This window comes from Sporosarcina sp. Marseille-Q4943 (assembly GCF_943736995.1).
Classification (GTDB): domain Bacteria; phylum Bacillota; class Bacilli; order Bacillales_A; family Planococcaceae; genus Sporosarcina.
Window position 1 is genome coordinate 695,385 of the sequence record NZ_CALSFT010000002.1, and the last position, 12,802, is coordinate 708,186.

At 44.2% G+C, this 12,802-nt stretch carries 12 protein-coding genes; 11 read left to right on the forward strand and 1 reads right to left on the reverse strand.

Annotation, left to right across the window (positions count from 1 at the left end):
• Positions 1–6: 6 nt before the first annotated feature.
• From NIT04_RS03425 to paaX, 5 genes are all read left to right on the forward strand, one after another.
• Positions 7–1,524 (forward strand): aldehyde dehydrogenase, encoded by a 1,518-nt coding sequence (locus tag NIT04_RS03425; protein WP_252502204.1) that lies wholly within the window; start codon positions 7–9, stop codon positions 1,522–1,524.
• A gap of 197 nt (positions 1,525–1,721) precedes the next feature.
• Entirely contained in the window at positions 1,722–2,594 is an 873-nt protein-coding gene (locus tag NIT04_RS03430; RefSeq protein ID WP_252502205.1) for a 3-hydroxyacyl-CoA dehydrogenase, read from the forward strand.
• On the forward strand, positions 2,591–3,796 hold the full coding sequence (locus tag NIT04_RS03435; protein ID WP_252502206.1) for an acetyl-CoA C-acyltransferase: 1,206 nt from the start codon (positions 2,591–2,593) through the stop codon (positions 3,794–3,796). The genes NIT04_RS03430 and NIT04_RS03435 overlap by 4 nt, the downstream gene beginning before the upstream one ends.
• A gap of 375 nt (positions 3,797–4,171) precedes the next feature.
• The gene (locus NIT04_RS03440) at positions 4,172–4,948 is read left to right on the forward strand and encodes an enoyl-CoA hydratase-related protein (RefSeq protein ID WP_252502207.1); all 777 of its coding nucleotides are present in this window, start codon (positions 4,172–4,174) and stop codon (positions 4,946–4,948) included.
• A gap of 108 nt (positions 4,949–5,056) precedes the next feature.
• Complete coding sequence (gene paaX / locus NIT04_RS03445; protein WP_252503179.1) at positions 5,057–5,917, forward strand: phenylacetic acid degradation operon negative regulatory protein PaaX; 861 nt, start codon at positions 5,057–5,059, stop codon at positions 5,915–5,917.
• A 47-nt stretch (positions 5,918–5,964) separates the two neighbouring features.
• Here paaX and NIT04_RS03450 read toward each other — a convergent pair whose 3' ends face one another.
• Positions 5,965–6,492: a gamma carbonic anhydrase family protein gene (locus tag NIT04_RS03450; protein ID WP_252502208.1), complete on the reverse strand. Its 528-nt coding sequence runs from the start codon at positions 6,490–6,492 to the stop codon at positions 5,965–5,967.
• A gap of 83 nt (positions 6,493–6,575) precedes the next feature.
• Here NIT04_RS03450 and NIT04_RS03455 point away from each other — a divergent pair, with 83 nt between their 5' ends.
• The 6 genes from NIT04_RS03455 (at position 6,576) to NIT04_RS03480 (ending at position 12,802) form a co-directional block, all read left to right on the forward strand.
• The gene (locus NIT04_RS03455) at positions 6,576–7,544 is read left to right on the forward strand and encodes a nitronate monooxygenase family protein (protein WP_252502209.1); all 969 of its coding nucleotides are present in this window, start codon (positions 6,576–6,578) and stop codon (positions 7,542–7,544) included.
• 338 nt (positions 7,545–7,882) lie between these two features.
• Positions 7,883–8,284, forward strand: coding sequence for a thioesterase family protein (locus tag NIT04_RS03460; RefSeq protein ID WP_252502210.1), 402 nt, complete (start codon positions 7,883–7,885; stop codon positions 8,282–8,284).
• Positions 8,285–8,332: 48 nt separating this feature from the next.
• Positions 8,333–9,478, forward strand: coding sequence for a Glu/Leu/Phe/Val dehydrogenase (locus NIT04_RS03465; RefSeq protein ID WP_252502211.1), 1,146 nt, complete (start codon positions 8,333–8,335; stop codon positions 9,476–9,478).
• Between the two features lie 21 nt (positions 9,479–9,499).
• A complete protein-coding gene (gene pdhA, locus NIT04_RS03470) occupies positions 9,500–10,555 on the forward strand; it encodes a pyruvate dehydrogenase (acetyl-transferring) E1 component subunit alpha (RefSeq protein ID WP_252502212.1) in 1,056 nt (351 codons plus the stop codon).
• A gap of 1 nt (position 10,556) precedes the next feature.
• Positions 10,557–11,576: an alpha-ketoacid dehydrogenase subunit beta gene (locus tag NIT04_RS03475; RefSeq protein ID WP_252502213.1), complete on the forward strand. Its 1,020-nt coding sequence runs from the start codon at positions 10,557–10,559 to the stop codon at positions 11,574–11,576.
• 11 nt (positions 11,577–11,587) lie between these two features.
• Entirely contained in the window at positions 11,588–12,802 is a 1,215-nt protein-coding gene (locus NIT04_RS03480; RefSeq protein WP_252502214.1) for a dihydrolipoamide acetyltransferase family protein, read from the forward strand.

A 12,802-nucleotide genomic window follows, 5' to 3' on the forward strand; every position in this document is an offset into this window, starting at 1 on the left:
ATTCCAATGACAACAATTCAAGAAGGAACAACAGAGCGAGAATCGATGAAACGTGACTACTACAAACTATTCATTAACGGTGAACAAGTCGATAGCAGCAGTGGGGAGCGCACAAAGATTTATAATCCGGCGACTGGTGAACTACTTGCTGAAGTAGCAAAAGCGACGAAAGAAGACGCTGAAAAAGCTGTTCGTGCTGCGAGGGATTCGTTTGATAACGGGAAGTGGAAAATAACTCCTGCAGGACGTCGTGCACGCGTATTAAACAAAATAGCGGAAATTATGGGCTCACGCTTTAATGAGCTTGTGGAGCTAGAAATTCTAAATACCGGAAAATCACTTGCAGCTGCGAAAGGGCAGATTGCACAGGCAATTGAAGACTTTGAGTTTTATGCGGGCGCTATCGTTGGACACGGTGGATCGGTAAACAACGTACCTGGACAATTCCATAACTACACAGAAAAAGAACCACTTGGTGTGTGCGCGCAAATCATTCCGTGGAACTATCCACTTATGATGGCTGCTTGGAAGATTGCGCCGGCTATTGCTGCAGGATGCTCGGTCGTTATTAAGCCCGCTTCACTAACACCGCTTACAGCTATTGTTCTGGGAGAAATTTGTCATGAAGCAGGCGTACCAGCGGGTGTTGTTAACATTGTACCTGGATCTGGTTCCGAGATTGGTAACTACTTGGTGGAACATGAACTAGTGAATAAAGTTGCGTTTACAGGTTCTACACCAATTGGAAAAGACATTATGGCAAGAGCAGCAGGAACAGTCAAACGCGTAACACTTGAGCTAGGCGGGAAATCCCCAAGCCTTGTGTTTGAGGATGCAGATATTGATGCAGCTGTCGATGGTTCACTCTACGGTGCATTCAATAACACGGGTCAATCTTGTGATGCACGTTCACGTATCTATATTCATGAAAATGTGTACGACGAGTTCGTTGAGAAGTTAATTGCAAAAACAGAAAAACTTGTACTTGGGAATCCATTTGATAAAGGAACACACGTAGGTGCGGTTATCGATCAAAACCAGTTGGACACAGTGAAAATGTATGTTCAGTCTGCAATCGATGAAGGTGCTGAAGTCCTCACGGGTGGTAAGGAATTGAAACCAGAAGGCTTCGAAAACGGATTTTGGTATGCCCCGACAATAATCGGAAACGTAACACAAGACATGAAAGTTGTTCGTGAAGAAATCTTTGGTCCTGTTGTCGTCGTTTCGAAGTTTAAAGACGAAAAAGAGGCAATCGCCTTAGCGAATGATACGGATTTCGGCCTAGCTTCTTCTATTTGGTCAACAAATACTGCAACTACAAAACGTGTTGCAAACCAAATTCAAGCGGGAATCGTTATGATCAATACACCGTTCTCGGCATTCCCAGGCACGCCATTTGGTGGCTATAAACAATCCGGATTTGGCCGTGAGCTGTCAGCCGAATCGCTTGATCTGTACACGGAAACGAAAAGCATCATGTCGTACTTCGGCAGCCGTCCAGTAAATCCATTCGGGCTCTAGAAAAGCGGAAGGCGCCGTTAAGCCCCGACAGGCATAAGACGGTTTGCGCGGAGGCGTACTTCAGCCACCACAGCAAAACGGCTTATGACCCAAGGGGCTGGCGCCTGGAGTCTAGACACTAGATAAGCAAAAAAATGACGGACAGGGAAGTATGATCTCCTGTCCGTATTCTTTCATCATAACAAGGGGGGATACTGATGATTAATCGTATAGTTGTGGTCGGTTCCGGCGTGATGGGTAGAGGGATTGCCTATGTCGGTGCCCTTGGTGGGTACTCAGTTACATTAGTCGATATTAATGAAACTGCACTTCAAAATGCAAAGAATGAAATTGAAGTTATTTTTGAAAAAGGAATGAAGTATGGAAAAATCTCGGCGGACACAGCTGAGCATGCACGCCAAAAACTAAACTACGATAATAGTCTAGCAAAAGTAGCAGGAAACGCTGATTTAATTATTGAAGCCGTACCTGAATTAGCATCCATTAAAAAACAAGTGTTTGAAGAAATGGAAGAACACGCTTCGAAAGAGTGTTATTTTGCAACGAATACATCTACGATGAGTCCGACAGAAATTGCCTCATTTGGTAAACGTCCAGAAAAAACAATTGCTATGCACTTTTTTAATCCGGTACATAAAATGCCGCTTGTCGAAATTGTTCGGGGGTTGGAAACAAGTGATCAGACGGCAGAAATAATTAAAGAAGTAGCCATGAATATGGGGAAAGAAACGGTCGTCATTAATGAATTTCCAGGGTTCGTTACAAGCCGGATTAGCGCACTTGTTGGCAACGAAGCATTTTACATGCTGCAAGAAGGGCTTGGAACACCAGAAGAAATTGATAAAGCGATTAAGCTTGGGTTGAATTATCCGATGGGCCCATTTGAACTCGTGGATTTGGTCGGACTGGATGCACGTCTGAATAACTTAAAATATTTACACGAAAAGCTTGGAGAGAAATATCGTCCTGCGCCTCTTTTGGAGCAATATGTAAAAGCGGGCCGCCTTGGTCGGAAAAGCGGTAAAGGAGTATACGATTATACACTTGGAAAAGAGTTGGTTCCCAAATGAGAGAAGTAGTCATAGTAGATGCTGTCCGTACACCAATTGGAAGATATAGTGGGGCGTTAAAAGACGTACGTCCAGATGATTTAGGAGCGGTCGTTATAAGAGCACTTGTCGAAAGGAATTCCGGCCTGCCCATAAAGAAAATCGAAGAAGTTGTCCTCGGAAATGCTAATCAGGCCGGGGAAGATAACCGAAATGTAGCTCGAATGTCCGGCTTATTAGCGGGTCTTCCTGTCGAAGTGGCGGGTACGACGATTAACCGTCTTTGTGGTTCGGGGCTTGACGCTGTTATGTACGCTGCAAGAGCAATCGCAGTTGGTGATGGCGATATTTACATTGCGGGCGGAACGGAAAGCATGACGCGTGCACCTCTTGTCATGGCAAAGCCTGATAAAGCATTTCCGCGTGGCAATATGGAATTACAAGATACAACAATCGGCTGGCGTTTTACGAATAATAAGCTGAAAGAAATGTATGGTGTAGATACGATGCCACAGACAGCTGAAAACGTCGCGCAACGGTATACGATAACACGAGAAAGTCAGGATTTATTTGCTTATGAAAGCCAGCAACGTGCAAAAAAAGCAATAGAAGAAAATCGTTTTGCTGAAGAAATCGTCCCGGTTGTCTATAAAGACAGGAAAGGGAACGAAATCACTGTGGATCAGGATGAACATCCACGACCAGATACAACGCTTGAAAAGCTTGGTAAACTGAAGCCGATATTTGAAGGTGGCACCGTTACTGCAGGCAACGCCTCGGGTGTCAATGACGGTGCGTCCGCTTTGCTTCTAATGAGTGCCGAGAAAGCGAAAGAACTGAATTTTACCCCCCTTGCGAAATATGTTGTTGGGGCAACAGCGGGACTCGAACCTGCTGTAATGGGACTTGGACCAATTTATGCCTCAAGAAAAGCAATTGAACGAGCAGGTCTATCTACAAAAGACATTGGACTTGTTGAATTGAATGAAGCTTTTGCTTCTCAGGCGCTTGAGTGTATACGCCAGTTGGAATTAGACGATAAAAAAGTAAACGTCAATGGTGGAGCAATCGCTTTTGGGCATCCTTTGGGGGCGAGCGGTGCCCGAATTCTAACAACCCTACTCTATGAAATGAAAAAACAGGATGTTAAATATGGACTAGCAACAATGTGTATTGGGGTAGGTCAGGGTATTGCAGCAATAATTGAGAATGTAACGGAATAATTTGTTGAATAAAGCTGTCCTTCAAGGGTCGGTGGCATCTTGAAAAGCAAAGGATGAGCCACGGCCACGAGTTGGGCAGTTTTTTGTTTCTATGGTGTTCATCTATATTGTTGATCTCCGCTGCAGGCGGACGCTTTCCGCGGGCGGTCCGCGAGCCAATCGAACAGCGAAGGGTTCGATTTGCCGTATTTCTTCGGTCTTTGCAGAAATTAAGGCATCCTCCACAAACTCTGCTCCCAACGCTTCGCTTTTGCTCGCAAAAGCCGTTCTTCGTTACGGCTTTCGCAGGAGTCGCCGCCTTCCGCTACAATCAACGGAAATTGCCGAAATCAACTATCAAGTATAACAAATCCTATTCTGAAAGGAGATAAAAAAATGACCACTGTTTTATATAAGAAAGAAAACAACATTGCATATGTAACAATCAATCGTGAAGAAGCGTTGAATTGCTTTAATTACGAAACACTTCATCAGCTTCAGCAGGTGATCGATTCGATTTCGCTTGATCATGAGGTAAGAGCGGTCATTATAACAGGTGCAGGAGATAAAGCATTTAGTGCAGGTGCTGACCTAAAAGAACGGAAGACACTGAATGAAACAGAGGTTAGGAGAAATGTCAAAGCGATCAGAGATGCGTTCAACAGTATCGCAAGTCTTCCACAGCCGACAATCGCAGCAGTGAACGGCTATGCATTAGGCGGCGGTTTTGAACTGATGATTGCTTGTGACTTTTCAATTGCAGTAGAGGGTGCGGTAATGGGACTAACGGAGACGAGTTGGGCGATTATTCCAGGCGCGGGTGGGACGCAACGTCTTCCAAGACTCGTGGGGGAAATGAAAGCGAAAGAACTAATCTTCACAGCAAGAAAAATCACAGCTGAAGAAGGGCTTGAGCTCGGTATTGTTTTACAAGTTGTGAAAAAGGAAAATCTCCTATCCGCTTGTGAGAGACTCGCCTACGATATGATGAAAAATGGTCCGGTTGCTATTAAGCAAGCTAAATATGCAATTACACAAGGGATGAACACCGATTTGCAGACGGGGCTTGCAATTGAATCGAAAGCGTATGAATTAATCATCCCAACCGAAGATCGAATGGAAGCTCTTCAAGCTTTCAGTGAAAAAAGAAGTCCGCAATTTATGGGTAAATAATTTTCCTTTTAATTCTATATCGATATAATGGAAGGTAGGGAATATTATGATACATCTTTGAGAATCGACATAGAAAGAGTGTGAGGTTAATTGGCGAATGCACAATCAATGATCTTTACAATATACGGAGATTATATCCGTCATTATGGCAATAAAATATGGATTGGCAGCCTGATTCGATTATTGAAGGAATTTGGGCATAATGAACAATCCGTTCGGGTTGCTGTTTCCAGAATGATGAAGCAAGGATGGCTTAATTCCGAGAAGAAAGGGAATAAAAGTTATTATTTCCTGACACCTCGTGGAGAAATTCGTATGGAAGAAGCTGCTAGCCGTATTTTTAAATTGATACCGCACGAGTGGGACGGGAAATGGCGTATCCTTATGTATACGATTCCAGAAGAAAAGAGGCAGATTCGTGATGAACTTCGTAAAGAACTATTATGGAGTGGATTTGGCAGCTTTTCAAACGGGTGCTGGATTACACCGAATGATCTCGAAAAAGAAGTGAGACTGCTCATTGATAAATATGGCATCCAAGATTACGTAGATCTATTTCTGTCCGAATATAAAGGGCCGCAAGCAGACAGAGCACTTGTTGAAAAAAGCTGGCCTCTTAATGAAATCGAAGAGAAGTATCAAGAATTCATTTCGAAGTATAGCAATAAGTACATTATTCATCAAAGCTTGATGAATAATGGGCAAATGACGGATGCAGAGTGCTTCGTGGAAAGGACAAACCTTGTTCATGAATATCGTAAGTTCCTCTTTGTAGACCCTGGGTTACCGAAAGAGTTGCTACCGGAAATATGGAACGGCAATCATGCTGCTCATCTGTTTGAGCAATATTATAAGTTACTTGCGCAACCGGCCAGCCGATTTTTCGAAGACGTATTTCAAGAGGATAACGACATGCGGCGAAAAGACAAATCGTATGATGCAGATAATCATCCGCTCATTATCGATTAATGTAGAAAAAGGAGGGAATGAACTTCATCCCTCCTGTTGCGTCTTACTCACTCACTATCACCGCTTTGAAAAATCTCCCGGTAGTCGTATCCTTTTTCAACATATGAGTCTATCGATAGTTGGATAATTTCGAAATCCTTCTCGGTCAGTTCCCTCACTACTTTTCCTGGTGAACCAACAACGAGTGAACGGGGAGGGATTTTCTTACCGGATGGTATTAGCGTATTTGCACCAATAATGCATTCTTCGCCAATTTCTGCATGGTCAAGAATTGTAGAACCCATACCGATAATCGAACGTTTTCCGACTTTGCATCCATGTAAGATGACGTTATGTCCTACCGTAACCTCATCTTCTACTACAACTGGCGCACCTTCATATAGATGAATTGTCGAGTTATCTTGGATGCTACATCTTTTCCCTATAGTAATCGGCCCTTCGTCTCCCCGCAGTACTGTATTAAACCAGATGGTCGATTCTTCTCCTACTCGTACTTTCCCTATTACTTTAGCCCCCGGAGCGACAAAAACAGTAGGATGCAACTCTGGTTTATCTCCCTTATAAGGCACTAACATACAAAGCCCCCCTTATTTTTAAGTAATCTAAATTGTTTTTCTAGTAGTTCTACTATAACATAATCTTGCGGAGGTGTATAAATATGATATATCTATGTGAGAAGTTACAGATTGACTATCCGATTATCCAAGGGGGGATGGGGAACATTAGTAATGCGCAGCTCGCTGCTGCAGTGTCTGAAGCAGGGGGACTTGGTACAATCGGGTGCGGCACTATGACCCCAGAGGAAGTAGAAAATATAATACTTGAAACAAAACAGCGGACGAAGAAGAATTTTGCGGTTAATATTGCAGTTGGCGTTTCCCCTTATGTGGACAAGATGATTGATCTCGTCATTAAGCATGAAGTTCCAATCGTTTCTCTATCAGCAGGAAACCCGGCTCCATTTATACCTAGACTCCATAGCCATAACGTAATTGTACTTGCAGTCGTAGCTTCAGTGAAGCATGCACAAAAAGCGGAAGCTGCGGGAGCTGATGTAGTAGTGGTTGAGGGGTTTGAAGCAGCAGGCATTAACTCCAACTTGGAACTGACAACGTTCACGTTAATTCCGCAAATTGTGAAGCATGTAACGATTCCGGTCGTTGCTGCAGGTGGAATCGGCGACGGTAAAGGATTGGCGGCTGCCCTTATGTTAGGAGCGAGTGGTGTACAAATCGGTACTCGTTTGATCGCAACGAAAGAAGCGCCGTTTCATGACAAGTACAAACAACATCTTGTGGAAGCAAGTGATACCGAAACGTTAATTATCGGGCGGAGCGTTGACCGGATAAGAAGAGTCTTAAAGACACCCTATGCTATGAAACTAAAAGAATTTGATAAAGCAGGCATGTCATTGGAGCAATACAGTGAACTGACGTCAGAAATCCAACATGTCAAAGGTGCGATTGAAGGCGATATGGAAAACGGATTTCTTAATAGCGGCCAGGTTGCAGGGTTAATTGAAGACATTCCAAGTGTTAAAGAATTGCTGGACAGTATGATGGAAGAGGGAGGAAATCTGCTAGAGAAATTGACAGAGGAGTTTAGAAGAGGGATCAAGAGAATTTAATTTTATAGTGAGTACCCTTTACTATGAATATAAAAAGTTTTTGAACGCCACAGCCCTTCAAGGTTGTGGTTTTTTAGCATTCCCAAAAATCGGGGCGCAAGCTGATAGGAAGTCATTATTCTTTATGTTATAGTTAATATCAAGCTATTTAGAAAGTATGGAGTTTTCAAATTACCGTATTGACATTAGTATTACAGGTTGTTAACATTACGTTATAATAGTGTTATATTGGTTGAGGTTGAGAAAGAATGTAAGCGCTGTCATTCGCGGTCGGCGAGAAGATTTGCAGCAACAATCGTAGTTTTTGGGATGGAATCATAGAATACAGGAGGGAAGCGATGAAGCCGGGGATGGAAATTGGCAGAGCAGAAACGATCGACATAATCGTGACAGAAGAAATGTTTGCTGCTTTTGAAGGCGAAGTTATACATCCCGTCTATTCAACAGTAGCGATGACCTATCACATGGAATGGGTATCCCGGAAAATCATTCTGCCTTTTTTGGAAACGCATGAAGAAGGGATGGGGGCGTCCGTTCAGCTGCATCATCTGGCGCCTTCCCCACTCGGTTCAAAAGTGACATTGACAGCAGTCGTAGTCGAATTACGGAACAATGCTGTAGTGACGGAAGTAACCGCACATAACCACGCTGGAATTATAGGTAAAGGGAAAGTGACGCAAATCATTCTTCCAAAAGAAACGATTGCCCAAAAATTGAGGGATGCTTCGTTTTCATCCTAGGAAGAGACAGTCAGTAGATTGATAGCAAATACTCTGGGGGCTCGATCAATGAAAATTGAAGAAGAAAGCATGTCAGTGACGAACAGTTTCGATCTCTTTGAAAAAATGGCCGAACATGAACAAGTCGTTTTCTGTAATGATCCATCGACAGGCTTGCGCGCAATTATCGCAATCCACAACACCACATTAGGACCTGCGCTAGGCGGCTGTCGCATGCATCCTTACGAAAGTGTGGATGCGGCACTGGAAGATGCCCTTCGTCTATCGAAAGGGATGAGCTACAAATGCGCCGCAGCCGATGTCGATTTTGGCGGCGGAAAGGCGGTCATCATCGGTGATCCGAAAACGGATAAGTCGCCCGATTTGTTCCGTGCATTCGGTCAATTCGTAGAATCGCTAGGCGGCCGGTTTTACACCGGTACCGATATGGGAACGACTTTGGAGGATTTCGTCCATTCGATGAAGGAGACGAATTGCATTGTAGGGACACCGGAAGCATATGGAGGTGGAGGGGACTCTTCCATTCCGACAGCACAAGGCGTTCTATACGGTATTCAAGCGACTAATCTAGAACTTTTCGGTACTTCCGAGTTAGGGGGCCGTTCATACGCTGTCCAAGGTCTAGGAAAAGTCGGATTCAAAGTGGCAGTAGGTTTACTTGAAGCAGGTGCCCACGTTTATGTAACGGATATTAATGACAAGAATCTGCTTGCTATCGAAGAAAAAGCGGCCACAACAACCGGAACCGTGAAGGTCGTTGCAAGCGGGGATATTTATTCACAGGAAGCGGATATTTTTGTTCCTTGTGCATTAGGCGGAATTATTAACGACCAGACGATCAATCAGTTCAAAGTGAAAGCAATTGCAGGATCGGCCAACAATCAGTTGCTACATGAGGATCACGGAATAAAGCTCCAAGAGAAAGGCATCCTTTATGCTCCTGATTATATGATCAATTCCGGTGGTCTCATTCATGTGGCAGATGAATTGTATGGCTTCAATCATGAACGCGTACTGGCAAAAACAAAACATATTTATGATGCGATTTTAGAAGTATACAAGCTGGCAAAAATGAGCGGTACTTGCACAATGGAAGCAGCAAATGCGATGTGTGAGAAAAAAATGGAAAGTAGAGGCGGGCGGAACAGCTTTTACACCCCATCCATAAAACCGAAGTGGGCGATCCGCAAATAATCGTGAGCGGGGGTAAAGTAGATGAAAATTGACTTTCCTATTAAGAAAGTAATGGATGATGATGGTTTTTTACTAGATTCTTCTTACGAGAAACAGATTAATGAGCAATTGGTCAGAGAATTTTATTACAACATGGTGCGGATTCGAACGTTCGACAGAAAAGCGATTAACTTGCAACGACAGGGACGTCTCGGAACATATGCCCCATTCGAAGGGCAGGAAGCTTCTCAAGTTGGCAGTGCACTAGCTTTAGGCTCTGATGATTGGGTGTTCCCGACGTATCGTGACCACGGAGCGACGTTGACGTACGGCGCAGATATGATTAGGACCTATTTGTATTGGAATGGTCGAGTCGAAGGTTGTGTTCCCCCGAAAGGGAAAAAGATTTTCCCGCCGGCGGTCCCGATTGCGACTCAGATTCCACATGCAGTAGGAGCTGCTTGGGCAGAAAAGAGGAAAGGGACTCGAAATGCGGCCATCGCTTACTTTGGTGACGGCGCCACTTCAGAAGGTGATTTCCATGAAGGGTTAAATTTCGCAAGCGTTTTCCAAGTGCCTGTCGTCTTTTTTAATCAAAATAACGGCTATGCGATTTCAGTACCGATTGAAAAACAGATGAATTCTGCAACAATTGCCCAAAAATCAGTCGCATACGACATGCCGGGAATCCGTCTTGACGGCAATGATTGCTTTGCAGTCTATTTTGAAACAAAGAAGGCGTTTGACCATGCCCGAAACGGGAATGGTCCAACTTTGATAGAAGCCGTCACTTGGCGGACAGGTGCTCATACAACTGCGGATGACCCATCTAAATATCGACCTGCAGAACAAGGTAAGCATATAGTCGACCCGCTAGTCCGTTTGGAAAAATTCATGCGGAATTACGGCTATTGGAATGAAGAATGGGTCGCAGAAGTAAAAGACAAAACAGCTACTGAAATCGAAGCAGCGGTAGAAGAAATGGAACGCTTCCCGGCTCCAAACGTTGAAGATCTTTTTGATCATGTCTATGCTGAGCTGCCAGCAGGCCTGGCTGCACAAAAAGAGTCCTATCTCGCATTCTTAGGGGGGCAGTGACATGGCGATAGATTTGAAAAAAACAGCCGGGAATACCGAGACGACTACACTGATGACGATGATCCAAGCGATCAATAGTGGAATGGAAACAATGCTCGAAGAAGACGGAAGAACAATCATTATGGGCGAAGACATCGGAAAAAATGGTGGTGTGTTCCGAGCGACTGAGGGACTTGTAGAGAAATTCGGAGAAGATCGTGTGGTGGATACACCACTATCAGAAGCTGGCATTATCGGGACGTCTATCGGTCTAGCCATAAATGGTTTCAGACCCGTTGCTGAAATTCAGTTCCTTGGTTTCATCTATCCGGCATACGAGCAAATTATGACGCATGTTTCTCGTATCCGAATGCGGACGATGGGGAATTTCACGGTACCGATGGTCATCCGTGCACCGTATGGAGCGGGAATTCGAGCCCCTGAAATCCATTCTGACAGTACAGAATCCTTGTTCACTCATATGCCAGGAATTAAAGTCGTCTGCCCATCCGGTCCATATGATGCAAAGGGTTTATTAATTGCTGCAATGGAAGATCCTGATCCAGTGCTTGTGCTGGAACCGATGAGGAGTTACCGTGCACATAGAGAAGATGTTCCAGTAGGGAAATATACAGTTGAAATTGGCAAGGGAAAAATCGTGCGTGAAGGTACCGATGTGACAATCATCGCATGGGGCGCAATGGTTTCAGTAGCAGAAAAGGCAGCCGAGCAGGCAAAGGAAATGGGCATCAGCTGTGAAATTATTGATCTTCGAACGTTGTACCCGATAGACCGTGATATCATCGCACAATCCGTGCAGAAAACAACAAGGACGGTCATCGTCCACGAAGCGCAGGCGACTGGAGGACTTGGCAACGATATCGTTTCCATTATTAATGACACCTCATTCCTTTACTTGCGTGCCCCGATTGAGCGGGTGACAGGGTTTGATGTGCCAGTACCATTATTTGCACTTGAAAATCATTACCTTCCAACACCTGCACGAATCTTGAAAGGGATTGAAAAAGTTTTTCATTTTTAGGGGGGGATGAAGTGCTGGATGTAAAATTGCACGATATCGGTGAAGGGATGACGGAAGGGGAGATTGTCCAATACCTAGTACAGGTGGGGGATAAAGTAGCAGTCGACCAGCCGCTTGTTGAAGTGCAAACGGACAAAATGGTAGCAGAACTTCCTTCGCCATGCGCCGGTATTGTGAAAGAAATCATAATTGAAACGGGCGAAACCGTCCAAGTTGGAACAAGCCTCCTTTCAATCGAGGAGGAAATCAGTACAAAAATCGAGAATGAACCCCAACCTAAAGCAGAAGCTGCAAACGACGCGGCGGCTGTCATTGAAAAACCGGGGAAACTTTCGCCAACTCCATTTAGGCGTGTATTAGCTGCGCCTTACACACGTAAAGTCGCACGTGAAAATAACATTAACATTGAGGATGTCCCATCTAGTGATCCATCAGGACGAGTGACTGAGGAAGATATCTATCGTTTTATAGAAGGGAAACAGGCTATAAAGGAACCAACTATAGAAGTGCAGCCTGTATCATCAACTGAAAACCCTCCCCATGAAATCCCCTTCAAAGGAATCCGAAAACAAATTGCCAAAAAAATGACGCAATCCTTATTTACAATTCCGCATGTAACGCATTTCGATGACGTGAACATGACGAATTTATTTAACATGCGTGAAGAACTGAAAATGGCAGGACAATCGGTGTCTTTATCCGCATTTTTCATTAAAGCGCTCACGATTTCTTTGAAAGAATTCCCGATTTTTAACGCGGAGCTTGATGAAGAAAATGAGCTTATCGTGCTGAAGAAAAATTATCATATTGGCATTGCAACGAACACGGATAACGGATTGCTAGTCCCTGTCGTTCATGATGCGGATAAAAAATCGATCAAAGATCTTCACCGAGTAATAAAAGAATTGACCGAGAAAGCAATCAATGGAAAGTTGAAGCCTGCTGAAATGCATAATAGTACGTTTACGATGAGCAATGTCGGTCCACTTGGCAGTACGGGGGCAACCCCAATTATTAACCATCCCGAAACGGCAATCATTGCATTCCACAAAACAAAAAAACAACCGATCGTCAATGAGCACGATGAAATCGTTATCGGTCATGTGATGACGCTGTCTATGTCATTCGACCATCGTGTTGCTGACGGGGCAACGGCCGTTGCATTTACTAACCGCTTTTCCGAGTTAATCGAACAGCCGCATAAATTGTTGTTGGAGTTGATATGA

Coding starts and splice junctions, on each gene's coding strand:
- NIT04_RS03455 (WP_252502209.1), top strand. CDS start 6,576: ATGATATATCTATGTGAGAAGTTACAGATTGACTATCCGATTATCCAA.
- NIT04_RS03475 (WP_252502213.1), top strand. CDS start 10,557: ATGGCGATAGATTTGAAAAAAACAGCCGGGAATACCGAGACGACTACA.
- NIT04_RS03440 (WP_252502207.1), top strand. CDS start 4,172: ATGACCACTGTTTTATATAAGAAAGAAAACAACATTGCATATGTAACA.
- NIT04_RS03450 (WP_252502208.1), bottom strand. CDS start 6,492: ATGTTAGTGCCTTATAAGGGAGATAAACCAGAGTTGCATCCTACTGTT.
- NIT04_RS03460 (WP_252502210.1), top strand. CDS start 7,883: ATGAAGCCGGGGATGGAAATTGGCAGAGCAGAAACGATCGACATAATC.
- NIT04_RS03430 (WP_252502205.1), top strand. CDS start 1,722: ATGATTAATCGTATAGTTGTGGTCGGTTCCGGCGTGATGGGTAGAGGG.
- NIT04_RS03465 (WP_252502211.1), top strand. CDS start 8,333: ATGAAAATTGAAGAAGAAAGCATGTCAGTGACGAACAGTTTCGATCTC.
- NIT04_RS03425 (WP_252502204.1), top strand. CDS start 7: ATGACAACAATTCAAGAAGGAACAACAGAGCGAGAATCGATGAAACGT.
- paaX (WP_252503179.1), top strand. CDS start 5,057: ATGATCTTTACAATATACGGAGATTATATCCGTCATTATGGCAATAAA.
- pdhA (WP_252502212.1), top strand. CDS start 9,500: ATGAAAATTGACTTTCCTATTAAGAAAGTAATGGATGATGATGGTTTT.
- NIT04_RS03435 (WP_252502206.1), top strand. CDS start 2,591: ATGAGAGAAGTAGTCATAGTAGATGCTGTCCGTACACCAATTGGAAGA.